The following is a 25,063-nucleotide window of genomic DNA, read 5'->3' on the forward strand; positions in this document are numbered from 1 at the left end:
TCGCCGGGATGGCCTCAGATCTTACCGTCGAGGCCCATCTGGTAGTATTTGTGGACGATCTTGTCCTGGTTCTCCAGGAGCCAGTCGATCGAAGGCTCGTTCGCCATCGCCTTGCGGATCGCCTGGGTCATGCCCTTGCGATGGATGTCGAACAGCACCTTGTGGTCGAGATCCGGCACGTCGACGATGGTCGGGGCGAGCCAGACCGAGCAGATGATGCCGAGGTCGTTGACCCGGTCCTTCGGCAGGATGCCCTCGCGCACGGCGTCGAGCACGCCATTGGCGATGGCGAACTGCACCGTGCCCATCAGGATATTGGTGTATTTCGGATTGTCGACAGTGACCTTCGACACGCAGAGCGTGACCGGACGGACCATGATGTCGGTGTTGAGCAGGGCAAAGACGCGGCTGTGGCCCTTCACCTGGTCGCCGGTGAGGGTAGCGAGCGCGGTGCCGACCGGCCCGTCGAGCTCGCCGATGACGACTTCCGGTTCGGCGGCGGTGCCCGGAGGGCCGCCGGCGACAAGGGCTTCGCCGCTGCGCAGGACGATACGGTCGGTCATGATGGCATTCTCTCGCTGGTTTCCGGCGCCCGCTGCGGCCTAGCAGCTTCCGCCGGCGCACTCAAACCCGCGCCAAGCCGGCGCGGGCATAAGCGAAACCGGAGCGCCGTCAGCCTTCGAGGATGGTCTTTTCGGCGACGCTGGTATCGGCGTTGAGCCGGTAGACGATCGGCACGCCGGTGGCGATCTCCTGGCCGACGATCTCCTCGCCGGTCAGCCCGTCCAGCGCCATCACCATGGCGCGCAGCGAATTGCCGTGGGCGGCGACCAGCACCGTGCCGTCGTTCATCACCTTCGGCAGGATGTCGTGGATGTAATAGGGCCAGACGCGGGCGCCGGTGTCCTTCAGGCTCTCGCCGCCCGGCGGCGGCACGTCGTAGGAGCGGCGCCAGATATGCACCTGCTCCTCGCCCCATTTGGCGCGGGCATCGTCCTTGTTGAGGCCGGACAGGTCGCCATAGTCGCGCTCGTTGAGGGCGACGTTGCGGATCGTTTCGAGGTCCGGCTGGCCGAGTTCGTTCAGCGCCAGCGTCAGCGTGCGCTGGGCGCGGGAGAGTTCGCTGGTGAAGGCGATGTCGAAGGTCAGGCCGGCGGCCTTCAGGCGGCGCCCGGCATCCTTGGCTTCCTCGACGCCCTTCTCGGTCAGGTCGGGGTCCTTCCAGCCGGTGAAGAGGTTCTTGAGGTTCCAGTCGCTCTGGCCGTGGCGGACGAGGACGAGGGTTCTGGACATCGCGGCGGACCTTTCATGTGGGTCGGATGAAGCATGCGGGGCGGGCGGGACGCCAGCCGTCAGAGGCCGAGGACGTCGGCCATGGTGTAGAGGCCGGGCGCACGGTCCTTCGCCCAGAGGGCGGCACGGACGGCGCCGCGGGCGAAGATCGCCCGGTCGGTCGCCAGATGCGAGATCTCGATGCGCTCGCCTTCGCCGGCCAGGATCACCGAATGCTCGCCGGTCACCGAACCGCCGCGCAGCGTGGCGAAGCCGATCGTGCCCTCTGGTCGCGGCCCGGTATGGCCGTCGCGCACCCGCACGCTGTTGTCGGCGAGCGAAATGCCGCGACCCTTCGCGGCGGCCTCGCCGAGGAGCAGGGCGGTGCCGGACGGCGCATCCACCTTGTGCTTGTGGTGCATTTCCAGGATCTCGATGTCGAAGGCGTCGGGGCCGAGCGCCCGGGCAGCCTTCTCGACGAGGCCGGCGAGGAGATTGACGCCGAGGCTCATATTGCCGGATTTGACGATCGGCGTGCGCTCGGCGCTGGCCGCGATCGCCGCGTCCTGATCTGGCGAGCAGCCGGTGGTGCCGACGACATGGACCAGCGAGCCGCTGGCGGCGCGTTCGGCCATGGCGACGGAGGCCGCCGGCGCGGTGAAGTCGATGATGCCGTCGGCGCCGGCGAGCGCCGCGTCGATATCGTCGGTGATGAGGACGCCCGAGGTTCCGATGCCGGCAAGGAGGCCCGCATCCTGGCCGATCGCCTCAGAGCCCTCGCGTTCGACCGCGCCGGACAGGACGGCGCCTTCGGTCTCGGCGATCACGGTGACCAGCGTTCGGCCCATGCGACCGGCGGCGCCCAGGACGACCAGCTTCATCGGTGCCATCGCGTCTCTCCCTCGTTGCGCGGCCTGGCGCGTCAGCTCCGCACGGATGCGGCGATTTCCTCGGGCCGCGTTGCCGTGCCGCTGCGGCGATCGCTCGACTGCAGGCCGTGGAACCGGGCATAGAGGCCGTCGCGGCGTCCGACAAGTTCCTCGTGGCTGCCGCGCTCGACGATCTCGCCGCCGTCGACGACGAGAATCTGGTCGGCGCCGACGATGGTCGACAGGCGATGCGCGACGACGAGGACCGTGCGGTTCTTCATCGCCTCGTCCAGCGCCGCCTGCACCAGGGTCTCGGAGCGCGTGTCGAGGGCCGAGGTGGCCTCGTCGAGAAGCAGGATCGGGGCGTTGCGCACCAGCGCCCGGGCGATCGACAGCCGCTGGCGCTGGCCGCCCGACAGCGAGATGCCGTTTTCGCCGAGCGGCGTGTCGTAGCCCTGGGGCTGGGCGAGGATGAATTCCTCGGCCTGCGCCTGCCGCGCGGCCTCGGCGATCTCGTCGTCGGTCGCGTCGGGGCGGCCGAGGCGGATGTTCTCGCGGATCGTGCCTTCGAAGAGATACGGCGTCTGCGGGACATAGGCGATCTGGGCGCGCAGCGAGGCGGTCGCCACGTCGCGGATGTCCTGGCCGTCGATGCGGATGGCGCCCTCGGAGACGTCGTAGAAGCGTTGCAGCAGCGAGATCACGGTGGACTTGCCGCCGCCGGACGCGCCGATCAGCGCAGTGGTGCGGCCGGGTCGGGCGGTGAAGCTCATGCCCTTCAGGACGGGTTCGCCCGGATGATAGCCGAAGCCGACATTCTCGAAGACGATCTCGGCCCGGTCGACCTTCAACGCCGGCGCGCCCGGCTTGTCGGCCTGGCCCGGCTCCAGATCGAGGATCTCGTAGATCATCTGGGCGTTGACCAGCGCCCGCTCGAGCTGCACCTGCAGCTTGGCGAGACGGCGGGCCGGATCGTAGGCGAGTAGCAGCGCCGTGATGAAGGCGAACATGGCGCCCGGCGAATAGCCGTAGACGATGGCACGGTAGCCCGAATAGGCGATCACACCGGCGATCGCGAGGCCGGCGACGATTTCGGTGACCGGCGTGGTGCGCTCGGTGATGACGGCGATGCGGTTGGAGCGTTCCTCGGCGCCGAGGATCAGCGTCTCGATGCGTGCGCGCAGCGGCTTTTCCATGGTGAAGGCCTTCACCACGGTGATGCCCTGCGCCGCCTCCTGGATCGAGCCGAGCACCCGCGCATTGAGGTCGATCGATTGGCGGGTGACCACTCGCAGCTTGCGGGCCAGGATGCCGATCATCAGCGCGATCGGCGGGCCGGCGATCAGCGCGATCATCGACAGCAGCGGGTCCTGGTAGATCATCACGAAGACGAGGAAGATCAGCGTCAGGAGATCGCGGGCGATCGAGGTGACTGTCAGGTTCAGCGTGTCGCGGATGCCGGCGACATTCTGGTTTATCCGGGCGGCCAAGTGAGCCGAGCGGTTCTCGCCGAAGAAGTCCACCGACAGGGCCATCAGATGGGCGAACAGCCGCCGCTGGTAGCGCGCGACGATGTGGTTGCCGATGCGGGCGAGGATCACGCCCTGGCCATAGGTGGCAAGGCCGCGCGTGGCGAAGGCCAGGAAGACGACGATCGGCAGCGTGACGATGGCGGCGCGGTTCTGGTTGACGAAGATGTCGTCGATCACGCTGCGCATGATCCAGGCGAGAAACGCCGTGGAGGCCGCGACCAGCACGAGACAGACGATCGCCATCACGTACTGGCGCAGGAACTGCCGGCCGTTCTCCTGGATGATCCGCTTCAGGAGCCGCAGCACGAGACCGCGCTCGCCCGGCTCCTTCAGGGAGATCCGCTTCTTCGTCGTCGCGCCGGCGGCCTGCCCGGCTGTCGTTTTCTTGCTCATCGCGACGTCCTATAGAGGCTCATGCGTCCGGTGCCTATCGGGGCCGGGCGGGCGCCGCGTCGGAAATCCGCCGGCACTGGCCGATCGGCAACGGTCGGGATGCCTGAGAGCCTAGCCGCGACCCTGCCACGCGCCGGTGACATGGACCGGCCAGCGCCATGGCAGCACGGCGACGATGTCGAAGCGGCGCGAAAGCCGGGCGAAATCGGCCCGGCGCCCGATCCACAGATCGGCCGCGGCCTCGATCCGGCGCTGGGTCTGCGGGCCGACCGCGTCCATCGCCTCGGCGAGCGTCGCGCGGGCCTTCACCTCGACGAAGGCGACGAGATCGCCGCGCCGGGCGATCAGGTCGATCTCGCCGGCTTTCGTGCGGTGCCGGACGGCGAGGATGCGGTAGCCCTTCAGCCGCAGCGCCATGGCCGCCAGCCACTCGCCGCGATGGCCCTTGCGAAAGCCCTGCCGACGCCGGGCGCGCACAGCGTCCGCAGAGGTCACTGCCGGTCCTTGAGGGCGAGGGCGCGCTGGTAGAGGTCGCGCCGGCCGAGGCCGGTCAGCTTGGCAGCCTCCTGCGCCGCCTTCGTAGGCTTCATCTCCGCCAGCAGACCGGAGAGGATCGCGTCGGCATCGGCCTCGCTCGCCACCGGCGGCGCGTCGGGCGGCGCGATGCAGACGACGATCTCGCCGCGCACCCGTTCCATGGCCGCGAACTGGGCGGCAAGATCGCCCAGCGTGCCGCGATAGATGGTCTCGTAGGCCTTGGTCAGCTCGCGGCAGACGGCGGCCTGACGCGCGCCGAAGGCCAGGTCCATGGCCGCGAGGCTGTCGGCGATCCGGTGCGGCGCCTCGAAGAAGACGAGCGTGCCGGGAATGCGGGCAAGTTCCTCCAGCCGCTGCGCGCGCGCCTGCTCCTTCTGCGGCAGGAAGCCGGCAAAGAAGAAGGCGTCCGACGGCAGGCCCGAGGCGAGCAACGCGGCGAGGGCCGCCGAGGCGCCGGGGATCGGCACCACTGGAATCCCGGCCGCGATCGCCTCCTGCACGATCCGGTAGCCGGGGTCCGACACCAGCGGCGTCCCGGCGTCCGAGACGAGAGCCACCGACAGGCCAGCCTGCAAATCGGCGAGGAGCGCGGCGCCGGCATCTTCGGCATTGTGCTCGTGATAGGCGAACATTCGCCGCTCGATGCCGAAGCGATGCAGCAGCTTGGCGGTGACGCGCGTATCCTCGCAGGCAAGGCGGTCGGCCCCGGCGATGAGTTCCAGCCCGCGCAGGGTCACGTCGCCGAGATTGCCGATCGGCGTCGCCACCAGATAGAGGCCCGGCTCCGGCTTCGGCGCCGTGTGCGCCACATCCCGGATGCGATAGCGGCGGGCGGTGGCCTGCTCGTCTTTCTGCGCCTGCAACTCTTCGGGCATCACTTGGCGATCGACCGCTTCAGCGCTTCGTCGATCCGTTCCTGCCAGCCGGGCCCTGTTGCCTTGAAATGGGAAAGGACCTCGGGGCTGAGCTCGAGCGCGACCGGAATCTTTCCGGACGCCGACTTTTGAGACTGGCGGCCACTTTGGCCGAACTGCGCAAGAATCTCGGGCGGAAGCGTCGCGTCCGCCGCCCGGGCCTTGCGAAAATCTGCCTGCGTCCATTCGGGATTGTCGCTGTCGATGACAGGGTCCTGGCTATTGTCCGACATAGCGTTCGAACTCCTTTCGATGGGCGCGGCGGAGACTGATCGGACGCACCGAGCCAGCGCGGACGGTGAAGGCAACGCAGAAAGGCTGGCCGTCGATGAAGCCGAAACCACGAAACCGCACCTCGCCATAGTCGTGGCGGTCATCCCTGATCACCAGCCGCAGATCCATATCCGCCGCTCTTGCCAAAGAGACGCCGTGCTTGGCGATATTCGCGGCATCCTTGGCGGGGTCGAAATCCAATGCGCGACGGCTCCGGCACGTGACGGTCGCCATCCACTATATAGGGCGCCGGGGGCGTCGACGAAATCCGCCTCAGGCGAGGTCGGCGACCACCGCGTCGAGGACGAGCATGCCGGCGGGCGTCGCCCGCAGCCGGTCGGGCCCGAGGCGTTCCACCATGCCGTGAGCCATCAGGTCCGCCTCGCTGACCGGATCGAGGTCGCGGCCGGTCAGCTTTCGCCAGCGCTTCAGGTCGATGCCCTCGGTCAGGCGCAGGCCCATCAGCAGCAGCTCGTCCGCCTGTTCGGTCGGGCTCAGCAATTCGTCGACCACCGCCCCGCTGTCCCAGGATTCGACCATCTTCAGCCAGGTTTCCGGCAATGGTTCGTTGGAGATGGCGTGGCGCCCGCCCGGACCCATCAGCCGGCCATGGGCGCCGGGGCCGACACCGGCATAAAGCCCGTAGCGCCAGTACGTCAGGTTGTGACGGGATTCGGCGCCGGGCACGGCGTGGTTGGAGATCTCGTAGGCCGGCAGGCCGCGTTCGGCGGTGATCCGCTGGGTGGATTCGTAGAGATCGGCCGACAGGTCGCCATCCGGCACGATCAGCTTGCCCGCCTTGTGCAGCGCGTAGAAGGGCGTGCCCTCCTCGATGGTGAGCTGGTAGAGCGACAGATGATCGGCGGCGAGATCGATCGCCTGGTTCAGCTCGCTTTCCCAGGCCGCGACGGTCTGGTCGGGCCGGGCATAGATCAGGTCGAAGGACAGGCGCGGGAAGATCTCGCGGGCAAGACCGATGGCGTGCAGCGCCTGGTCGACGCTGTGCAGCCGGCCGAGAAGTCTAAGGTCGCGGTCGTTCAAGGCCTGCACGCCGAGCGACACCCGATTGACGCCGGCCTCGCGATAGCCGCGGAACCGCTCCGCCTCGACGCTCGACGGATTGGCCTCCAGCGTGATCTCGGCGCCGTCGGCGATCGTCCAGTTGGCGGCCACGGCATCGAGGATCCGGCCGACCGTCGCCGGCTCCATCAGCGACGGCGTACCACCGCCCAAAAAGACCGAGGTGACCGTTTCACCCGCCGAGCGGCGGGCCATCTCGGCCAGTTCCCGCTCGAAGGCCGCCGCATAGCGTTCCTGGTCCACCGGCTTGTGGCGGACATGGCTGTTGAAGTCGCAATACGGGCATTTGGCCGCGCAGAACGGCCAATGCACATAGACGCCGAACCCCGGCGCGCGCGATTGCGGCTCGAAGGCGAGAACGTCACGGCCTGGGCGGGAATGGATCGTCATTCGACTCCGAGTGCGTCGCGCGCGAATTTCTGGAATGCCCGGGCCCGATGCGACATGGCGGTCGGCTGGCCGGGCTTCCAGGCGTGTTTTTCCGCCGACATCATCTCGCCGAAGGTCCGGTCGCTGCCGTCGGGCAGGAAGATCGGATCGTAGCCGAAGCCGAGCTCGCCGCGCGGCGGCCAGACGATGGTCCCCTCGACCTCGCCGCGGAAGAGATGCGTGCCGCCGGCCGGATCCGCAAGGCACAGAACCGCGACGAATTTCGCCCGGCGCTGCTCCGGCGTCGTGGCGCCGGCCGCCTGCAGCTTTTCCTCGACATTGCGCATTGCCATGGCGAAATCGCGATCCGGGCCGCCCCATCGCGCCGAATAGATGCCGGGATCGCCGTTCAGCGCGTCGATGGCGATGCCGGAATCGTCCGACAGCGACACGAGACCGGTGGCGCGCATGGCGGCCAGTGCCTTGAGCTCGGCATTGGCCTCGAAGGTCGTGCCGGTCTCTTCGGGATCCTCGAGGCCCTTGTCCTTCGCCGAGGTCACCTCGAAGCCGAAGGGCTCCATCAGCTCGCGGATTTCCCAGATCTTTCCGATGTTGTGGCTGGCGACGAGAAGCGGGCCGTCCTTCGGGTCGAGACGTTTCATTGCGCGGCCTCGATGGCCTGGCGCTGCATGCCGACGAGATCGTTGATCCCCTTGCGGGCGAGATCGAGGAGCTTGAGGAACTCGTCCTGCGAGAACGGCGTGCCTTCGGCGGTGCCCTGGATCTCGACGATGCCGCCGGAGCCGGTCATGACGAAATTGGCGTCGGTCTCGGCGGTGGAATCCTCCGGGTAGTCGAGGTCGAGCACCGGCTCGCCCTTGTAGATGCCGCAGGAGATCGCCGCGACGTGGTCCTTCAGCACCTTGGCCGGATCGACCATGGCGCGCTGGCCCATCCAGGCGAGGCAGTCGGCCAGTGCCACGTAGCCGCCGGTGATCGCCGCCGTGCGGGTGCCGCCATCGGCCTGGATGACGTCGCAATCCACGGTGATCTGGCGCTCGCCCAGCGCCTGCAGGTCGACGACGGCGCGCAGGCTGCGGCCGACGAGGCGCTGGATTTCCTGGGTGCGGCCCGACTGCTTGCCGGACGCTGCCTCGCGGCGCATCCGGTCGCCCGTGGCGCGCGGCAGCATGCCGTATTCGGCCGTCACCCAGCCCTTGCCGGAATTCTTCAGCCAGCCCGGCACGCGCTCTTCAAGGCTCGCCGTGCACAGGACATGGGTGTCGCCGAACCGGACGAGGCACGAGCCTTCGGCGTGACGCGAGTAGTTCCGCTCGAGGCTGACGGGCCGCAATTCGTCGAAGGCGCGTTTGGATGGCCGCATGATGAGGTCCTGACAATCGGTCCTGGAGAAGGGAATAGATGCTTCGGGTTGCGCCGGGCTTGTATCGGCGATGACCCGGCGGATCAAAGATTTTCGCGTCGCCGTCATGGCGGGGCGCCGCGCCATGGCGGAAGATCGCCTGGAAACGTGCTTGCGCGGAGGGGGATCGCGGCCGGACGGCTTGGCGAGGGCCCATGCATTCCCTATAGTCCGGTCATGCGGGAAACGATGCGACGCCATGACTGAATTCCGTTTGCCTGTCAGCGATTTGGCTTCCGGAGCACTGCCGCTGGACGAGCGCTCGCGGGAGATCTTCCGGCTGATCGTCGAAAGCTATCTCGACATCGGCGAGCCGGTGGGCTCGCGCATGCTGTCGCGGCTCCTGACCAACGCGCTGTCGCCGGCCTCGATCCGCAACGTGATGAGCGATCTGGAAGCGCTCGGCCTGATCTACGCGCCGCATGTCAGTGCCGGACGCATGCCGACCGAACTGGGCCTGCGCTTCTTCGTCGACGCCTTTCTGGAAGTCGGCGATCTCGGCTCCTCCGAGCGCGAGGAGATCGAGGAAAAGGTGCGCGTGTCGGGTGACGGCCGCCCGTTCGAATCGCTTCTGACCGAGGCGAGCCAGCTTCTGTCCGGCCTGTCGCGCGGCGCCGGCATCGTGCTCACCTCCAAGGCCGATCTGCGCCTCAAGCATATCGAGTTCATCCGGCTGGAGCCGACGCGGGCGCTGGCGGTGCTGGTCGGCGCCAATGGCGAGGTGGAGAACCGCATTCTCGACCTGCCGGCCGGCGTCACCGCCTCGCAGCTCGTCGAGGCCGGAAACTTCCTCAACGCCCATATCGTCGGCCGCACGCTGGGCGAGGCGAGCGAGGAAATTGCCCGGCTGAAGGACGACACGTCCAGCGCCCTCGATCTCCTGTCGCGCCAGCTCGTCGAAAAGGGGCTGGCGGTCTGGTCCGGCGCCTCGGCCGACCAGCCGGCGCGGCTGATCGTGCGCGGTCGCGCAAATCTTCTGGAGAACGTCACCGCATCCGAGGACATCGAGCGGCTGCGCCTGCTCTTCGACGACCTCGAGACCAAGAGCGGCATCATCGAGCTTCTGGGCCTTGCCGAGAAGGGCAATGGCGTGCGGATCTTCATCGGGTCGGAGAACAAGCTGTTCTCTCTGTCCGGATCCTCGCTGGTGGTCGCCCCCTATCAGGGCGGCGGCGAGAGCGTCATCGGCGCGGTGGGCGTGATCGGTCCGACCCGGCTCAACTACAAGCGCATTGTGCCGATGGTGGACTATACCGCGCGCATCGTATCGCGGCTTCTGACCTCGGGCGCGGCTGCCCGCGAGGCTTGATTTTCCGTCCCGTCAATTCGATATGCGGCGCGACAACGATTTTCCGCCGCGCTGCGCGGTTCGCATGGGAACTCCCACCGCCGGACTTGCGCAGCCAGGCCCCGACACGAGGTGATGACGCATGAGCGATACCGGCAAGCGCGAACACGACGAAGCCCGCAACCGGGCGGCTGACCCGGCCGCCCGCGATCGCGCCGACCCGGCGAGCGAGGCCGAGGCGCGGCGCGCGGCGGCCAATGCCAATGCCGAGGGCAGCGGCTATGCGGACGCCGCCAGCGGCTTTGCCGACGCCGATGCGGCCGCCAGCGCCGATGCCGAACGCATCGCCGCGCTGGAAGCCGAGAACGCCGACGTCAAGGATCGCTTGCTGCGGCTGGCCGCCGACATGGAAAACCTGCGCCGGCGGACCGAGCGCGAGGTCAAGGATGCGCGCACCTATGCGGTGACCGGCTTTGCCCGCGAGATCCTGTCGGTCGCCGACAATCTGCGCCGCGCGCTGGAAGCCGTGCCGGCCGAAGCCAAGGCCGATGGCGAGGGTGGTCTGGCCGGTCTCATCGACGGCGTCGAGGTGACCGAGCGGTCGCTGCTCAGCACGCTGGAGAAGCACGGCGTCAAGAAGCTCGACCCGGAAGGCCAGCGCTTCGACCCGAATTTCCATCAGGCGATGTTCGAGATTCCGAACACCGAAGTGCCGAACGGCACCGTCCTGCAGGTCGTGCAGGCGGGCTATGCCATTGGCGAGCGCGTGCTGCGCCCGGCCATGGTCGGCGTCTCCAAGGGCGGGCCGAAGGCCTCTGCCGCCAAGGCCGAGGCGGACGCCGCCCCGCAGGACGCCGGCGACACCATCTGATCGCCACAAAGCCGGCCGACGCTTTTCCGTATCGCGGGGACCAGTTCGCGATACGGATGCCAGGCAAGAACAGGCGACTTATGACGAAGACGATCCTCCCGCTCGCGGTTTCGGCCGGACTGCTCGTGCTCGGCACGCTGGCGGCCAAGGCCGATCACGCCGATCGGCATATGTCGGTCTGGAAGTCGCCGAGCTGCGGCTGCTGCGAGGCCTGGACGGACATTGCCCGCGCCCATGGCTTCGACGTTACCGTCACGAACACCGACGAACTGACCCCGATCAAGCGTGCGGCGAAGGTACCGGCGGCGATGGAAGGGTGCCACACGGCCAGGATCGACGGCTATGTCATCGAGGGCCATGTGCCGATGGATGCGATCGACCGGCTCCTCGCCGAGCGTCCCGCCCTGGCCGGCCTGTCGGCGCCGGGCATGCCGATGGGCTCGCCCGGCATGGGCGACGATCCGGATGCCCGCTACGACGTCTACGGCTTCGGCGGCGAAGGCGGTCCGACCGTCTATCAGGCTGTCGGCGCCCGCTGACCGGCCGCCAATTTCTGACAGGACAGGGCGTCGCGCCTGATCCTGGTGGCCCGGCTCAGAAGCGCGGCGGCGTGCGACCGGCGGCGCGGCAGGCCGCCACCAGCGTGTTGGCCATCAGCATGGCGATGGTCATCGGCCCGACGCCGCCCGGCACCGGCGTGATCGCCGCGGCCTTCTGCGAGGCGGCCTCGAACGCCACATCGCCCACCAGCCGGGTCTTCGCCGAGCCGTCCGGATTGTTGCCCTTCTCGGGGGCATCAATCCGGTTGATGCCGACATCGATGACCACGGCACCCTCCTTCACATAGTCCGCGCCGATCATCTCGGGCCGGCCGACGGCTGCGACCAGGATATCCGCGTTCCGGCAAAGAGCGGGCAGGTCCTTCGTGCGCGAATGGGCGATGGTCACGGTGGCGTTGGCGGCGAGGAGAAGCTGCGCCATCGGCTTGCCGACGATGTTGGAGCGGCCGACGATCACCGCGTTGAGGCCCGACAGATCGTCGCCGAGAACGTCGCGGATCAGGATCATCGAGCCGGCCGGCGTGCAGGGCACGAAGGCCTCGTCGATCGCGCCGGTGGACAGCCGCCCGATATTGACGAGGTGGAAACCGTCGACGTCCTTGTCGGCGTCGATGGCCTGGATCACCTTGCCCTCGTCGATCTGCTGCGGCAGCGGCAGCTGGACGAGAATGCCGTGGATCTCGGGATCGGCGTTGAGCTCGGCGATCAGCTCGAGCAGCGCCGCTTCGGACGTGTCGGTATCGAGCACGTGCTTGACCGACTTGAAGCCGCATTCGACCGCGCGCTTGGCCTTGGAGCCGACATAGACCTGGCTGGCCGGGTCCTCGCCGACGATCACCACGGCCAGTCCGGGCTGAAGGCCCGTCTCGGCGGTCAGGGACGTCGTTGCCGCCGTGACCTCCTCGATGATCCGCGCCGCGCGCGCCTTGCCGTCGATCCGCCGTGCTTCGGCCATGGTGCCGTATCCTTCCTGTCCGCGGTGCCGTCAGGGTCTCTTATGGCAGAAGGCAGCGATGGGAAAAGGCCCGCATCGCTGCACGCGTCCCGCGGTGCGGCGCGAGCAGTCCAGTCCGGCGGCGATGTCTATCGCATTGGCAAGCGGTGAACGCCGAGCCGAGACCGGTCTTCGGTCCTTCTACAAACTCGCCGCGGTGCGGGCCGCCTGGTCGTAATGGCCCGACAGGACGCGCAGAAGGCGGGCAACGTTGGTCATGGCCTCGGGGGAAATGCCGAGTTCCTCGGCGCCGGAGACGAGGATGCGTTCGCGCAGGTCCTTGTAGCGGCGGCAGGCGGTCTCGCCCTCGGGGGTGATCGTGATCAGCCGTTCCTTGCCGGCTTTCTCGCGCGCCACCAGCCCCTTCGCCTCCAGCTTGCGGATCGCATAGGTCGCCAGATGCGTGTCCTCGATGCCCAGGACGAGGCAGATGTCGGCGAGGCGCTTGGGCTTGCCGCGATGGGTGACCGTGTGGAGGACGAGGATTTCCGTCGCCGTCAGGCCGGGCTGGCCGGCCGCCGTCATGCAGCGGATCATCCAGCGCTCGAAGGCATGGTTGGCGAGGATCATCCCGAACTCGACCTCCGACAGCGCCGGCATGGCGCCGTCGGCCAGGTGCGCCGAGGAGACGATCGGCCCGAAACCGGCCGGTCCTGTTGGCGGCGTGACTTCGGGACTGGTGTCGTCGGTGTCCGCGGCCATGGTCAGCCTCCGGAGAACATCGTGCGGGGCAGGTAGAGCGCGAGATCGGGGAACACCGCCAGCAGCACCACCATCAGCGCCAGGAGGCCGAAGAAGGGCGCCGTGGCGGCGGCGATCCTGAAGATGTTCTGACCGGTCAGGCCCTGGATGACGAAGAGGTTGAAGCCGACCGGCGGCGTAATCTGGGCCATCTCCACGACGATGACGAGATAGATGCCAAACCATACGAGGTCGAAGCCGGCCTGGGTTACCAGCGGCATGATCACCGAAGTGGTCAGCACCACCATGGAGATGCCGTCGAGGAAGCAGCCGAGCACCATGAAGAACACCGTCAGCGCCGCCAGCAGCGCGAAGGGGGACAGGTCGAGCGAGCCGATCCAGGTGGCCAGTTCCCGCGGCAGGCCGGTGAAGCCCATGGCGGTGGTGACCACCGCCGCGCCGGCGAGGATGAAGGCGATCATCGCCGACACCCGCGTCGCCGCCATCAGGCCCTCGCGGAAACTCTGCCAGTTCAGCGCGTTCTGGGCCCTTGCGATGACCAGCGCCAGGATGACGCCGATCACCGCCGCCTCGGTCGGCGAGGCGATGCCGCCATAGATCGAGCCGATGACGCCGGCGATCAGCAGGATGGTCGGCAGGATGCGGCCGAGCGAGCGAAAGGCGCTTTCCTCGACGATGACGTCGGCCGCAGCCGGGATCAGCGAGGGCTTCAGCGTGGTGATGAGCGCCACATAGCCCATGAACAACAGTGCCAGCACGATGCCCGGCACGACGCCGGCGATGAACAGCCGGGCGATCGATTCCTCCACGGCCGCGCCATAGACGATGAGGATGATCGAGGGCGGGATCAGCAGGCCCAGCGTGCCCGAGCCGGCCAGCGAACCCATGGCGATGCGCTCGTCATAGCCCCGCTCCTTCAGTTCCGGCAGCGAGATCTTGCCGATGGTCTGGGTGGTGGCGGCCGAAGAACCGGAGATCGCCGCGAAGATGGCGCAGCCGACAATGTTGACGTGAATCAGCCGGCCCGGCAGCCGCCGCATCAGCGGCGCGAGCCCGGCGAAGAGGTCCTCCGACAGTTTGGAGCGGAACAGGATTTCGCCCATCCAGATGAACATCGGCAGGGCGGTGAGGTCCCACGACGTCGAGGCGGACCAGAAGGAGGTGGCAAGGATCTGCGCGTCGGGCAGCGCCGGCCGGGTGAGCAGCGCCGCGAGCGCCGTCAGCGTCAGCGCGAGCGCGACCCACAGGCCCGACGCCAGCGCGCCGAAGAGGACGACGACGAGCAGCAGCGAGACTTCGAACACGCCCATCAGACGCTGCCTCCGCTGCCGGCGATGCGATCCATGCCGCGAAAGGCCAGCACGGCTTCGTCGACGAGGGCGATGGCGAGGATGAAGAGGCCCAGCGCCAGCGTCGCCTGGGGCAAGGCGAGCGGCACGGCGATCATGCCGTAGGAGACGTCGCCGTAGCTGAAGCTCTTCAGCGCCAGTCCGCCGGTGGCATAGGCGCCGAACAGGGCGATCCCGGCGCCGAGCAGTGCGACGATGCCGTCGACATTCTGGCGCACCCGCTCGGGCAGCCGCTGGGTGACGAGGTCGACCCGGATGTGGACGTTCCTGGCCAGCGTGTCGGCCAGCGCCAGGAAGGTGGCGCCCGCCAGGAGGAAGCCGGCGATCTCGGCGAGCGAGGGCACGGCGAAGCGGGTCGGCGTCGCCCCGAGACTGATCAGCACGAAATCGAGGAGCCGGGCGCCCACCTGCAGTGCGACGAGGACAAGAATGGCGACGAGGCAGAGGGCGGCGATGCCGCCGGCCACGCTGTAGATCGTATCGAGAACGCGACGCATCGGTGCTCCGGGCGGGTTGACGGGCAGGCTCGGGGCAGAAGACGGGCGGCGATGGCCGCCGCCCGTCTCACGGGAGCAATGATCAGTTGCGATAGGCCTCGATCAGGGCCGCGCCGGCCTCGCCCGCCGACTGCTTCCAGGATTCGGTCAGCGTCTCGCCGATCTTCTGGAAGTCCGCCTTCATCTGCTCGGACGGCTCCTCGACCGTGATGCCGTTCTCCGACAGCGTCTTGGTGGCGCTTTCGGTCTCGGCCACCGAAGCCTCCCAGCCGCGGGTCTCGGCGGCGGCCGCCGCCTCGGTGATGGCGGTCTGGGCCTCCGGCGGCAGGGCGTCGAAGGCCGCCTGGTTGACGATCACCATGTTGCGCGGCAGCCAGGCGTTGAGGACGTAGTAGTTCGACAGGAAGTCCCAGGCCTTGGTGTCGACACCGGTGGAGGGCGAGGTCATCATCGCCTCGACGCGGCCGGTCGAGAAGGCCGTCGGCACGTCCGAGGCCTCGATCTGGGTCGGCACCATGCCGGCCTCGTTGGCGATCGCCTCGGTCGAGGTGTTGTAGGCACGGAACGACTTGCCGCCGAGCTCGGCGACGGAATCCACCGCCTGCTTGGTGTAGAGGCCCTGCGGCGGCCACGGCACCGAGAACAGAAGCTTCAGGCCGTCCTTGGCCAGCGCCTCTTCCATCATCGGCTTCTGGGCGTCGTAGAGCTTCTTCGCCTCGTCGTAGCTGGTGGCCAGGAACGGCACGGAATCGGCGCCGTAGATCGGGTTCTCGTTCTCGAGCCGCGAGACCAGCAGCTCACCGATCGGCACGATGCCGTCGCGGACCGAGTTCTTGATGTCGGGATGCTTGATCAGCGACTGGTTCGGGTGCTGGGTGATCTGGACCGCGTCGCCGGCGGCGCCGTTCACCTCCTCGATGAAGGTGGCGATGTTCTTTTCGTGGAAATTGCCTTCCGCATAGGGGGTCGGCATGTCCCAGGCTGTTTGGGCAAGGGCCGCGCCCGGCAGAACCAGAGTGGCGGCAAGCGTAATCGTCGACAGATGCTTCATCGCAGTCTCCATGGCTGTTTCCGAGAGAAAGACTTCCACGAAAATTGCCCTCCGTCAAACACACTGATAATCTGTCGATAAATCGCCGATAAAGATGAAATCTTGAGCGGAGTGCCGAAGATGAGTGCAGTCAACAGCGGCAAGTGGGACTTCTGGATCGACCGGGGCGGCACCTTCACCGACATCATCGGCCGCGATCCCGACGGGGGCCTGCATCCGCGCAAGCTGCTCTCCGAAAATCCCGGCGTCTACGAGGACGCCGCCCTCGAAGGCATCCGCGACCTCCTGGGCCTCGCCAGCGACGCGCCGATCGTCTCGGACCGCGTCGGCACGGTGCGCATGGGCACGACGGTGGCCACCAATGCGCTGCTCGAGCGCAAGGGCGACCGCACGCTGCTGCTTATCACAAGCGGTTTCCGCGACGCGCTGAAGATCGCGTACCAGGCGCGGCCGGACATCTTCGCCAAGGAGATCATCCTGCCCGAGCAGCTCTACGAGCGGGTGGCGGAAGTCGGCGAGCGGGTGCTGGCGGACGGCACGCTGGAGCGCGAACTGGACGAGGCCGGCACGCGCGACGCGCTGGCGGCCGCCAGAGCCGACGGCATCGATGCCGTCGCCATCGTCTTCATGCATTCCTGGCGCTACCCGGCCCACGAGCAGCGCGCCCGCACCCTGGCGGAAGAAGCCGGTTTCTCGCAGATCTCGGTCAGCCACGAGGTCTCGCCGCTGGTCAAGATCGTCGGGCGCGGCGACACCACGGTCGTCGACGCCTATCTGACGCCGATCCTGTCGCGCTATGTCAGCCGCGTCGCCGGCGCGCTCGGCGCCAGCACGCAGGATGCTGCCGCGCCGTCCCTGCAGTTCATGATGTCGTCGGGTGGGCTCACCGCCGCCGATCTCTTCCAGGGCAAGGATGCGATCCTGTCGGGCCCGGCCGGCGGCGTCGTCGGCATGGCCGAAACCGCGCGACTGGCCGGCGAGAAAAAGGTCATCGGCTTCGACATGGGCGGCACCTCGACCGACGTGACCCACTATGCCGGCTCCTATGAGCGGGCGCTGGATTCGGAAGTCGCGGGCGTGCGCATTCGCGCGCCGATGATGCGCATCCACACGGTGGCCGCCGGCGGCGGCTCGATCCTGCATCTCGACCAGGGCCGCTTCCAGGTCGGCCCGGATTCGGCCGGCGCGCATCCGGGACCGGCGGCCTACGGCAAGGGCGGGCCGCTGACGGTGACCGATGCCAATGTCATGCTCGGCAAGCTGAAGCCGGAGCTGTTCCCGGCCGTGTTCGGGCCGGGCCGCGACCAGCCGCTGGACGCCGGCATCGTCGCCGAGAAGTTCAAGGCCATGGCGGCGACGCTCGGCGAGGATCGCGATCCGCGGCAGATGGCCGAGGGATTCCTGACCATCGCCGTTGAGAACATGGCCAATGCCATCAAGAAGATCTCGGTGCAGCGCGGCTACGACGTCTCGCGCTACCTGCTCAATTCCTTCGGCGGCGCCGGCGGCCAGCATGCCTGCCTCGTCGCCGACGCCCTGTCGATGGAGCGGGTGCTGATCCACCCCATGTCCGGCCTCCTGTCGGCCTACGGTATCGGCCTGTCCTCGCTGTTCTCCTCCCGCAGCCAAGCGCTGGTCGCGCCGCTGGAAGAGGCGTCCCGCGATGCCATCGACGCGCTGGCGGCGGAGCTCGGAAAGGCCGTGGCCGCCGAACTCGCGGCCCAGGGCGTTGCCGACGAGAGCGTCGACACGACGCTGCTGCTGCAACTGCGCTATGACGGCACCGACACGACGCTGCCGGTCGTCCATACCGGCGATTTCGCGGCCGCGCGCACAGCCTTCGAGGACGCCCACCGGGCGCAGTTCGGCTTCGTCTACGAGGACCGCCCGATCGTCGTGGAGAACGTCTCGGTCGAGGGCGCCGAGCGCCGCGAGACGGTCGTCGACGCGAGCGAGGGCAATGTCGCGGCTTACGACGCCGAAGCCTCCGAGACCGGGCGCATCTATACCGGCGGGGCCGAGCGCGAGGCCGGTATCTTCCGCCGCGAGGCGCTGGAACTGGGCGCCCGCATTGCCGGGCCGGCGCTGATCGTCGAGCCGAACCAGACCATCGTCGTCGAGCCGGGCTGGTCGGCGGGGATCACCGTCCACAACGACGTCCTCCTGACCCGCACCGAGAAGAAGGCCCGCCATGCCGCGCTCGGCACGGCCAAAGCCGGTTCCGGCGAGGCTGGCGCCGATCCGGTGCTGCTGGAGGTGTTCAACAACCTCTTTATGTCGATCGCCGAACAGATGGGCGTGACGCTGCAGAACACCGCCTCCTCGGTGAACATCAAGGAGCGGCTGGACTTCTCCTGCGCCGTCTTCGACGCCACCGGCGCGCTCGTCGCCAACGCGCCGCACATGCCGGTGCATCTGGGCTCCATGGACCGCTCGGTCGAGACGATCATCGCCCAGAACAAGGACGCGATCCGGCCGGGCGACGTCTTCGCCCTGAACGCTCCCTATAATGGCGGCACCCATTTGCCGGACATCACCGTCGTCACCCCGGTCTTCGACGACGCGAAGCGGACGATCCTCTTCTATGTCGCCTCGCGCGGCCACCATGCCGATGTCGGCGGCATCGCGCCGGGCTCGATGACCCCGCGCGCCACCAGGGTCGACGAGGAGGGCGTCCTCATCGACAATCTGCGCCTCGTCGAGGGCGGAATCTTCCAGGAGGAGGAGCTGCGCCGGGTCCTGACCGACCATCCCTATCCGGCCCGCAATCCCGACCAGAACGTCGCCGACCTGAAGGCGCAGATCGCGGCCAACGAGAAGGGCGTCGCCGAACTGCGCAAGATGGTCGAGACCTTCGGCCTCGACACGGCCCGGGCCTATATGGGCTTCGTCCAGGACAACGCCGCCGAGGCGGTGCGCCAGCTCATCGACGGGCTGGAGGATTGCTCCTACGAATATCCGACCGATTCCGGCCAGATCATCAAGGTGGCGATCACCATCGACCGGGAGGCCCGCGAGGCGACCGTCGACTTCACCGGCACGTCGCCGTCCATGGCCAACAATTTCAACGCGCCCGAGCCGGTGACGCGGGCCGCGGTCCTCTACGTCTTCCGCGTGATGGTGGAAAAGCCGATCCCGATGAATGCCGGGTGCCTGCGCCCGATCCGCATCGTCGTGCCGGACGGTTCGATGCTCAAGCCGGTCTATCCGGCCGCCGTCGTCGCCGGCAATGTCGAGACCTCGCAGCATGTCACCAATGCGCTGTTCGGCGCCTTCGGCGCGCTGTCGAACTCGGAAGGCACGATGAACAACCTGACCTTCGGGGATGCGCGCTACCAGTATTACGAGACCATCTGCTCGGGCTCGCCGGCCGGCCGCATGAACGACGGCACCAGCTTCGCCGGCACGTCGGGCGTGCATGTCCACATGACCAATTCGCGCCTCACCGATCCGGAGATCCTCGAGATGCGCTATCCGGTCGTGCTGGAGGACTTCCATATCCGGGCCGGATCCGGCGGCGGCGGCGAGAAGGCCGGCGGCGACGGCACCGAACGCACCATCCGCTTCCTGCAGGAGATGGACTGCGCCATCCTGTCCTCGCACCGGACCCTGCCGCCGCGGGGTATCGCCGGCGGCGAGGACGGCCAGATGGGCAAAACCGAGATCCGCCGCGCGGATGGCAGCGTCGAACGGCTCGAAGGCTGCGACCAGACCGTGCTGCAGGCCGGCGAGGCGGTAATCGTCACGACGCCGACGCCGGGCGGCTACGGCCGGCCCTAAGCCGCGGTCATTACGCAGCAATCGCCATCGCCGTCGGCCCGGTCCTCACGATCGCCGGGCCGACGGCGGGAACTCTGCCAGGGGAATGGAAGTATATCGGTCGCGTATGTCGCGAAATCGCGAACGTGCGGCACACGGATAGGTTCCGTTAAAGGATTTCGTGTCAATTCGAACGATCACGTTTTTGGGATCGTTCACATGCCTCTGACCATATCGAAGAAACTGGCCGCGCTGATCGCGCTGTCGATCGTCATCTGCCTCGTCGTTACCGGCGCGCAGCTCCTGTCGCTGCGCAACGTCGTGGAAGCCCAACGCGGCGAACTCATCAAGACGCAGGTGGAATCGGCCGTCGCTATCGTCGAGCGTTACCAGACGATGGTCGCCGATGGCGTCCTCACCGAGGATGCGGCACGCGCCCAGGCGGCGGCAGTGGTCGAGTCCATGCGTTACGGCAAGGACGACTATTTCTTCGTCACCGATACCAAGGCCAACATGCTGGTTCACCCGAACACGGCGCTGGTCGGCAAGAACTTCTGGGACAGCCGCGACCCGAGCGGCTTCCCGCTGTTCCAGGAAATCATCGCCAGGGCCGCCCAGGGCGGCGGCATCACCCCCTATCTGTGGCCGCGTACCAAGGGCGAGGAGCCGATTGCCAAGCTGAGCTATTCGGCGTCCGTGCCGCAGTGGGGCTGGGTGATCGGTACCGGCGTCTATGTCGACGACCTCAACGCGATCTTCATGAGCGAGGTCGCCAAGTCGCTGGCCTGGTCGCTGCCGCTGCTCGGCCTGCTGATCGCCTGCGCCTGGCCGCTGGCCCGCAGCATTTCCCGTCCGCTGACCCAGATGACCGCAGCCATGCGTTCGCTCGCCGCCGGCGACAAGACCGTGGCGATCCCGGGTGCCGGACGCCAGGACGAGATCGGCGAGATGGCCGGTGCCGTCGAGGCCTTCAAGAAGGCCGCGATCGAGCGCGATGAACTGGCTCAGGAAGCCGAAGCCACCCGCATCAGCCAGGAAGACGCCAAGAAGCGCCAGGCCGCCCTCGACAATGCCAAGGCCGAGGACCTGCGCGCCTTTGTCGGCGTCGTCGAAGTGGGCTTCGAGCGCCTGTCGGCCGGTGACCTGACCGTGCGCATGCAGGACAGGGTGGCCGAGGAATTCGAGCCGATCCGGGCGAAGTTCAACGCCAGCGTCGCCTCGCTGGAAGAGGCCATCGGCCATGTCGTGACGTCCATCGCCTCGATCCGTACCGGTCTCGGCGAGATCAACACGGCGTCCAACGATCTGGCGCATCGCACCGAGCAGCAGGCGGCGAGCCTTGAAGAGACTGTTGCAGCGCTTGGCGAAGTGACCCAGGCCGTCAACGAGACCGCGGAAGGCGCCGGCAAGGCTCAGCAGGTGGCGTCCGGTGCCCGCGAAAAGGCCCAGAAGGGCGGCGAGGTCGTCGGCAAGGCGGTCGCGGCCATGGGCCAGATCGAGCAGTCGTCCGAGAAGATCAACTCGATCATCTCGGTCATCGACGAGATCGCCTTCCAGACCAACCTGCTGGCCCTGAATGCCGGCGTCGAGGCGGCGCGGGCCGGCGAGGCGGGCAAGGGCTTTGCGGTCGTCGCCCAGGAAGTGCGGGGCCTCGCCCAGCGCTCGGCGGAAGCCGCCAAGGAGATCAAGACCCTGATCGCGACGTCCCGCGAACAGGTCGGCACCGGCGTCGAACTGGTCACGGCGTCTGGCAAGTCGCTGGAGGAGATCGTCACCGAAGTCAGCGCCATGGCCGAAGTCATCTCGACCATTGCCTCCTCGGCCCGCGAACAGGCGACGAGCCTGCGCGAAGTCTCGGGCGCTGCCGACCAGATGGACAAGGTGACCCAGCAGAACGCCGCCATGGTGGAAGAGGCAACGGCGGCCAGCCAGACGCTGGCCAACGAGACCGACGAACTGGCCCATGCCATGGCCAAGTTCAGCACCAGTGCCGGCAATGCCGGTGCGCGCCGCAGCGAAGGCCGGGCGCAGCCGCAGCGCCATGCGCCGTCCCGCGGCGTGACACAGATGCGCACGACCGGTTCGGGCGGTGCCGCCCGCGCGCCGCAGGCACAGGAAGATGGTTGGGAAGAATTCTGACCGGCCCCGCCGGCGCCCTCACGGCAATCGGCGAAGCAACATGATCAGAACGGCCCGGGGCGGGATGCCGCCCCGGGCCGTTCTGCGTCGGCCGGACGACATTGGCAGGTATCGTGCAGCGTCCCATGCGGACGGCGATACTGCCCGGAATACCGCTGTACATGCGTGAGAAGTAATAAGCCTGCCATGCAGAAGTGCTGATCCGGCGTCGCGCAAGCTTTGGCATGGACTATCCGGCGCGAGGGACTTCGCGGTAACGGAAATTTCAGCAGCCGCGGCTAGAAATTTCTGACGGCCCGATTGGCCCTTCCGGAAACCGTTCCGCGACAAGGCCCCCTGTCCGTCACGAAACCCCGCCGATTGCGCGGATACTGGCGTTCGCCCGGCGGTGGCGACGCATCCCAGCTAAGGTTCGATGCCGATGTTGTCGCGAATGTCCCTTCCAGCAAAAGTCTCCCTCATGGTGGTCGCCTGCCTGGCGATCCTGACTGCCATGTTCGGCATTGCCGGTGTCGTTCTCCTGCAGGAAGAAGGACGTCAGCGCGCGGTCGAGCGTCAGGAAAGCAACATGCGGGTCGCATGGGAGGTTCTGCGCAATTATGGCGGCGAGTTCCGTCTCGAGGGTGACACGCTCTACGCTGGCAACCAGCCGCTGAACGACTTCTTCGAGCCGGTGGACAAGGTCAAGGCACTGGTCGGCGGCACCGCCACCGTGTTCATGAACGATACCCGCGTCTCCACCAACGTCATGAAGCCCGACGGTGGCCGCGCCGTCGGCACGGTTCTCGCCCGTGGCCCGGTGCATGACGCGCTGTTCATCGAGGGCCGGCCGTTCCGCGGCCAGGCGGACATTCTGGGCACCTCCTTCTTCACCGCCTATGACCCGATCAAGAACGCCGCCGGCAAGACCATCGGCGTCCTCTATGTCGGCGTGCCCGAGGCCGAGTTCTTCACCGCCGTCAAGGCGCTGGAAATCCGGCTTGGCGTCATCTCTGTCATCGGGGCGGTGCTGATCGGCCTGGCGGTCCTGTGGATCTCCAAGCGCATGTTCGCGCCGCTGCAGAAGCTGACCGAAACCGTCGCGGAAGTGGCCGACGGCAAGACCGACGTCGAGGTCGTCGGGCTTGATCGCTCCGACGAGATCGGCCGGATGGCCAATTCGGTGGAGCATCTGCGTCACGCGGTCATCGAGCAGCATCAGCTGAAGCAGCAGGCCGCCACCGCTGCCGCCGACGAGGAAGCCGAGCGGATCCGCCAGGCCGAGCTGGGCGAGGGCTACGTCAAGGCGCATGCATTCTTCATGGCCGAGATGACCGAAGGCTTCGAGCGACTGGCCAGCGGCGACCTGACCGCGCGTCTCGACCAGGAATTCACCAAGGATTACGAGGGCGTCCGCGGCCTCTTCAACGATGCGATCGCCAAGCTCGAGACCGCCTTCTCCGGCGTCGTGACGTCCATCGCCTCGATCCGCACCGGCCTCGGCGAGATCAACACCGCGTCCAACGATCTCGCCCACCGCACCGAGCAGCAGGCGGCGAGCCTCGAGGAAACTGTCGCAGCGCTGGGCGAAGTGACCCAGGCGGTCAACGAGACCGCCGAGGGCGCCGGCAAGGCGCAGCAGGTTGCGTCCGGTGCCCGCGAAAAGGCCCAGAAGGGCGGCGAGGTCGTCGGCAAGGCGGTCGCGGCCATGGGCCAGATCGAGCAGTCGTCCGAGAAGATCAACTCGATCATTTCCGTCATCGACGAGATCGCCTTCCAGACCAACCTTCTGGCGCTGAATGCCGGCGTCGAGGCGGCACGGGCCGGCGAAGCGGGCAAGGGCTTTGCGGTCGTCGCCCAGGAAGTGCGCGGGCTCGCCCAGCGCTCGGCGGAAGCGGCCAAGGAGATCAAGACCCTGATCGCCACGTCGCGCGAGCAGGTCGGCACCGGTGTCGAACTGGTCACCGCGTCCGGCAAGTCGCTGGAGGAGATCGTCACCGAAGTCAGCGCCATGGCGGAGGTCATCTCGACCATTGCCTCCTCGGCTCGCGAACAGGCGACGAGCCTGCGCGAAGTCTCGGGCGCGGCCGATCAGATGGACAAGATCACCCAGCAGAACGCCGCCATGGTGGAAGAGGCGACGGCGGCCAGCCAGACGCTGGCCAACGAGACCGACGAACTCGCCCATGCCATGGCGCAGTTCCGCACCAGTGCCGGTGACCTGAATCGCAGCCCGGCCCGTCCTGCGCAGGCGCCGCGTCGCAGTGCCGCAGTGACCCAGCTTCGCCCGACCGGTGCGGGCGGTGCGGCCCGCGCCCCGCGCGCCCAGGAGGAGAGCTGGGAAGAGTTCTGATCCCGGCTTCCACCGCTGAAAATGCATCATGCCGGCCTTCGGGCCGGCATGTCTGTTTGAGGGTGACGTTCGTCCGGGGGGCCGCGATCGGGGCCGGATCGAGACGATACGGCAGCGCGCCGGGGCCCGATCCGGTCGCGGGAAGCGACCGTCTCACGCCCCTGTGAACCCTATGGTTCACGTAGTTTAACCGTCTCGTAAACGAGCACCACCATAGTCCCGGCAACGGTCATCGGCGAACGCGCCACGGCCCCTCGCGCACCTGATCGGGCATTGTCGTGGTCCTCAACTCTCAGCTCACTGTCTGGATCGGGGCGATGGTCATCGCGCTGGCCGGCATCGTGGCGAGCCTGCCGGAGCCGAGCTTCGCCGGCTCACGGAGCGTTGCGGCCTTCTTCCCGCCCTGGTGGTCGCAGGCCCGCGTGATCCGCACGGCCGCCTCCGCCGGCAGCCTTCTCGACGTCGGCGGATGGTCGTCCGTCGCCGTGTTCGCCTTTTCCGACCCCGATCTTGCGCGCCGCCTGCGAAATGCCGGCGCGATCCTTCTCGTCGACGCCGCCACGATCGGCTGCGCGCCCCCGCCCAACAGGAGTTTTTGATGGATGCCCTCGTCGATCTCGACCGTCATCGTAGCCGTCTCGTCCGTCTCCTGGCGCTGGTGCAGCTGGCCGTTGCGCCGCTGCTGCTGCTGATCTCCCTGGCCTCGGGCAGCGGTGCGGCCTTCATGCCGGCGCTGACGTCGGCGGGTCTCGGCATCGTCTGCCTCGTCCTGTCGGCCCGGCCGGAATTTGCGGCAGCGGCCCGCATGGCGGTCGCGGTGGCGCTGGTCGCCAACATCTCCATCGTCGTGGCGACCATG

23 protein-coding genes are annotated in these 25,063 nt (G+C 67.7%); 7 read left to right on the forward strand and 16 right to left on the reverse strand.

The annotated features are described in order from the left end of the window. Window positions 1-14: 14 nt before the first annotated feature. The 11 genes from N7I30_RS12710 to rph form a co-directional block, all read right to left on the reverse strand. Window positions 15-563, reverse strand: coding sequence for a formaldehyde-activating enzyme (locus N7I30_RS12710; RefSeq protein WP_498639287.1), 549 nt, complete (start codon window positions 561-563; stop codon window positions 15-17). A gap of 109 nt (window positions 564-672) precedes the next feature. Continuing rightward, window positions 673-1,293 carry a 2,3-bisphosphoglycerate-dependent phosphoglycerate mutase gene (locus tag N7I30_RS12715; RefSeq protein ID WP_498639289.1) on the reverse strand — a complete coding sequence of 207 codons (621 nt, stop codon included), beginning with the start codon at window positions 1,291-1,293 and terminating at the stop codon, window positions 673-675. Window positions 1,294-1,352: 59 nt separating this feature from the next. Further along, entirely contained in the window at window positions 1,353-2,162 is an 810-nt protein-coding gene (gene dapB / locus N7I30_RS12720; protein WP_498639291.1) for a 4-hydroxy-tetrahydrodipicolinate reductase, read from the reverse strand. Between the two features lie 32 nt (window positions 2,163-2,194). Next, window positions 2,195-4,066 carry an ABC transporter ATP-binding protein gene (locus tag N7I30_RS12725; protein ID WP_230787681.1) on the reverse strand — a complete coding sequence of 624 codons (1,872 nt, stop codon included), beginning with the start codon at window positions 4,064-4,066 and terminating at the stop codon, window positions 2,195-2,197. A 111-nt stretch (window positions 4,067-4,177) separates the two neighbouring features. After that, entirely contained in the window at window positions 4,178-4,561 is a 384-nt protein-coding gene (locus N7I30_RS12730) for a YraN family protein (RefSeq protein ID WP_498639293.1), read from the reverse strand. Then, entirely contained in the window at window positions 4,558-5,478 is a 921-nt protein-coding gene (gene rsmI, locus N7I30_RS12735; protein ID WP_498639295.1) for a 16S rRNA (cytidine(1402)-2'-O)-methyltransferase, read from the reverse strand. Before rsmI ends, N7I30_RS12730 begins: the two co-directional genes overlap by 4 nt. After that, the gene (locus N7I30_RS12740; RefSeq protein ID WP_498639297.1) at window positions 5,478-5,750 is read right to left on the reverse strand and encodes a BrnA antitoxin family protein; all 273 of its coding nucleotides are present in this window, start codon (window positions 5,748-5,750) and stop codon (window positions 5,478-5,480) included. The genes rsmI and N7I30_RS12740 overlap by 1 nt, the downstream gene beginning before the upstream one ends. Then, window positions 5,737-5,991 (reverse strand): BrnT family toxin, encoded by a 255-nt coding sequence (locus N7I30_RS12745; protein ID WP_277023472.1) that lies wholly within the window; start codon window positions 5,989-5,991, stop codon window positions 5,737-5,739. Before N7I30_RS12745 ends, N7I30_RS12740 begins: the two co-directional genes overlap by 14 nt. Window positions 5,992-6,063: 72 nt before the next feature. Further along, window positions 6,064-7,260 carry a radical SAM family heme chaperone HemW gene (hemW, locus tag N7I30_RS12750; RefSeq protein WP_024349397.1) on the reverse strand — a complete coding sequence of 399 codons (1,197 nt, stop codon included), beginning with the start codon at window positions 7,258-7,260 and terminating at the stop codon, window positions 6,064-6,066. Next, window positions 7,257-7,901, reverse strand: a complete 645-nt coding sequence (gene rdgB / locus N7I30_RS12755) for an RdgB/HAM1 family non-canonical purine NTP pyrophosphatase (RefSeq protein WP_024349398.1) — start codon at window positions 7,899-7,901, stop codon at window positions 7,257-7,259. Before rdgB ends, hemW begins: the two co-directional genes overlap by 4 nt. Beyond that, the gene (gene rph / locus N7I30_RS12760) at window positions 7,898-8,623 is read right to left on the reverse strand and encodes a ribonuclease PH (RefSeq protein WP_187389996.1); all 726 of its coding nucleotides are present in this window, start codon (window positions 8,621-8,623) and stop codon (window positions 7,898-7,900) included. Before rph ends, rdgB begins: the two co-directional genes overlap by 4 nt. 238 nt (window positions 8,624-8,861) lie before the next feature. Between rph and hrcA the strand changes: the two genes are divergently transcribed. From hrcA to N7I30_RS12775, 3 genes are all read left to right on the forward strand, one after another. Next, a complete protein-coding gene (gene hrcA / locus N7I30_RS12765) occupies window positions 8,862-9,971 on the forward strand; it encodes a heat-inducible transcriptional repressor HrcA (protein ID WP_024349400.1) in 1,110 nt (369 codons plus the stop codon). A 121-nt stretch (window positions 9,972-10,092) separates the two neighbouring features. Then, window positions 10,093-10,821, forward strand: coding sequence for a nucleotide exchange factor GrpE (gene grpE / locus N7I30_RS12770; protein ID WP_024349401.1), 729 nt, complete (start codon window positions 10,093-10,095; stop codon window positions 10,819-10,821). A gap of 80 nt (window positions 10,822-10,901) precedes the next feature. Further along, window positions 10,902-11,360 (forward strand): DUF411 domain-containing protein, encoded by a 459-nt coding sequence (locus tag N7I30_RS12775; protein WP_024349402.1) that lies wholly within the window; start codon window positions 10,902-10,904, stop codon window positions 11,358-11,360. 55 nt (window positions 11,361-11,415) lie between these two features. On the opposite strand, the gene folD is transcribed toward N7I30_RS12775, so the two are convergent. From folD to N7I30_RS12800, 5 genes are all read right to left on the reverse strand, one after another. Beyond that, window positions 11,416-12,336, reverse strand: coding sequence for a bifunctional methylenetetrahydrofolate dehydrogenase/methenyltetrahydrofolate cyclohydrolase FolD (folD, locus tag N7I30_RS12780; protein ID WP_498639301.1), 921 nt, complete (start codon window positions 12,334-12,336; stop codon window positions 11,416-11,418). A gap of 180 nt (window positions 12,337-12,516) precedes the next feature. Continuing rightward, window positions 12,517-13,077 carry a winged helix DNA-binding protein gene (locus tag N7I30_RS12785; protein ID WP_498639303.1) on the reverse strand — a complete coding sequence of 187 codons (561 nt, stop codon included), beginning with the start codon at window positions 13,075-13,077 and terminating at the stop codon, window positions 12,517-12,519. A gap of 2 nt (window positions 13,078-13,079) precedes the next feature. Next, complete coding sequence (locus N7I30_RS12790; protein WP_024349405.1) at window positions 13,080-14,387, reverse strand: TRAP transporter large permease; 1,308 nt, start codon at window positions 14,385-14,387, stop codon at window positions 13,080-13,082. Next, window positions 14,387-14,923 (reverse strand): TRAP transporter small permease, encoded by a 537-nt coding sequence (locus N7I30_RS12795; protein ID WP_188075233.1) that lies wholly within the window; start codon window positions 14,921-14,923, stop codon window positions 14,387-14,389. Before N7I30_RS12795 ends, N7I30_RS12790 begins: the two co-directional genes overlap by 1 nt. An 82-nt stretch (window positions 14,924-15,005) precedes the next feature. Next, window positions 15,006-15,986, reverse strand: a complete 981-nt coding sequence (locus N7I30_RS12800) for a TRAP transporter substrate-binding protein (RefSeq protein ID WP_051141514.1) — start codon at window positions 15,984-15,986, stop codon at window positions 15,006-15,008. A 108-nt stretch (window positions 15,987-16,094) separates the two neighbouring features. On the opposite strand from N7I30_RS12800, the gene N7I30_RS12805 reads away from it, so the two are divergent. The 4 genes from N7I30_RS12805 (at window position 16,095) to N7I30_RS12820 (ending at window position 24,803) form a co-directional block, all read left to right on the forward strand. After that, the gene (locus N7I30_RS12805; protein ID WP_498639306.1) at window positions 16,095-19,754 is read left to right on the forward strand and encodes a hydantoinase B/oxoprolinase family protein; all 3,660 of its coding nucleotides are present in this window, start codon (window positions 16,095-16,097) and stop codon (window positions 19,752-19,754) included. Between the two features lie 198 nt (window positions 19,755-19,952). After that, window positions 19,953-21,872, forward strand: a complete 1,920-nt coding sequence (locus tag N7I30_RS12810; RefSeq protein WP_188075230.1) for a methyl-accepting chemotaxis protein — start codon at window positions 19,953-19,955, stop codon at window positions 21,870-21,872. Window positions 21,873-22,332: 460 nt separating this feature from the next. After that, on the forward strand, window positions 22,333-24,204 hold the full coding sequence (locus N7I30_RS12815; protein ID WP_024349410.1) for a methyl-accepting chemotaxis protein: 1,872 nt from the start codon (window positions 22,333-22,335) through the stop codon (window positions 24,202-24,204). A gap of 278 nt (window positions 24,205-24,482) precedes the next feature. Beyond that, on the forward strand, window positions 24,483-24,803 hold the full coding sequence (locus N7I30_RS12820) for a hypothetical protein (RefSeq protein WP_155898396.1): 321 nt from the start codon (window positions 24,483-24,485) through the stop codon (window positions 24,801-24,803). Window positions 24,804-25,063: the final 260 nt, after the last annotated feature.

The sequence above is a fragment of the Aurantimonas litoralis genome (assembly GCF_026153195.1).
GTDB classification, from domain to species: domain Bacteria; phylum Pseudomonadota; class Alphaproteobacteria; order Rhizobiales; family Rhizobiaceae; genus Aurantimonas; species Aurantimonas coralicida.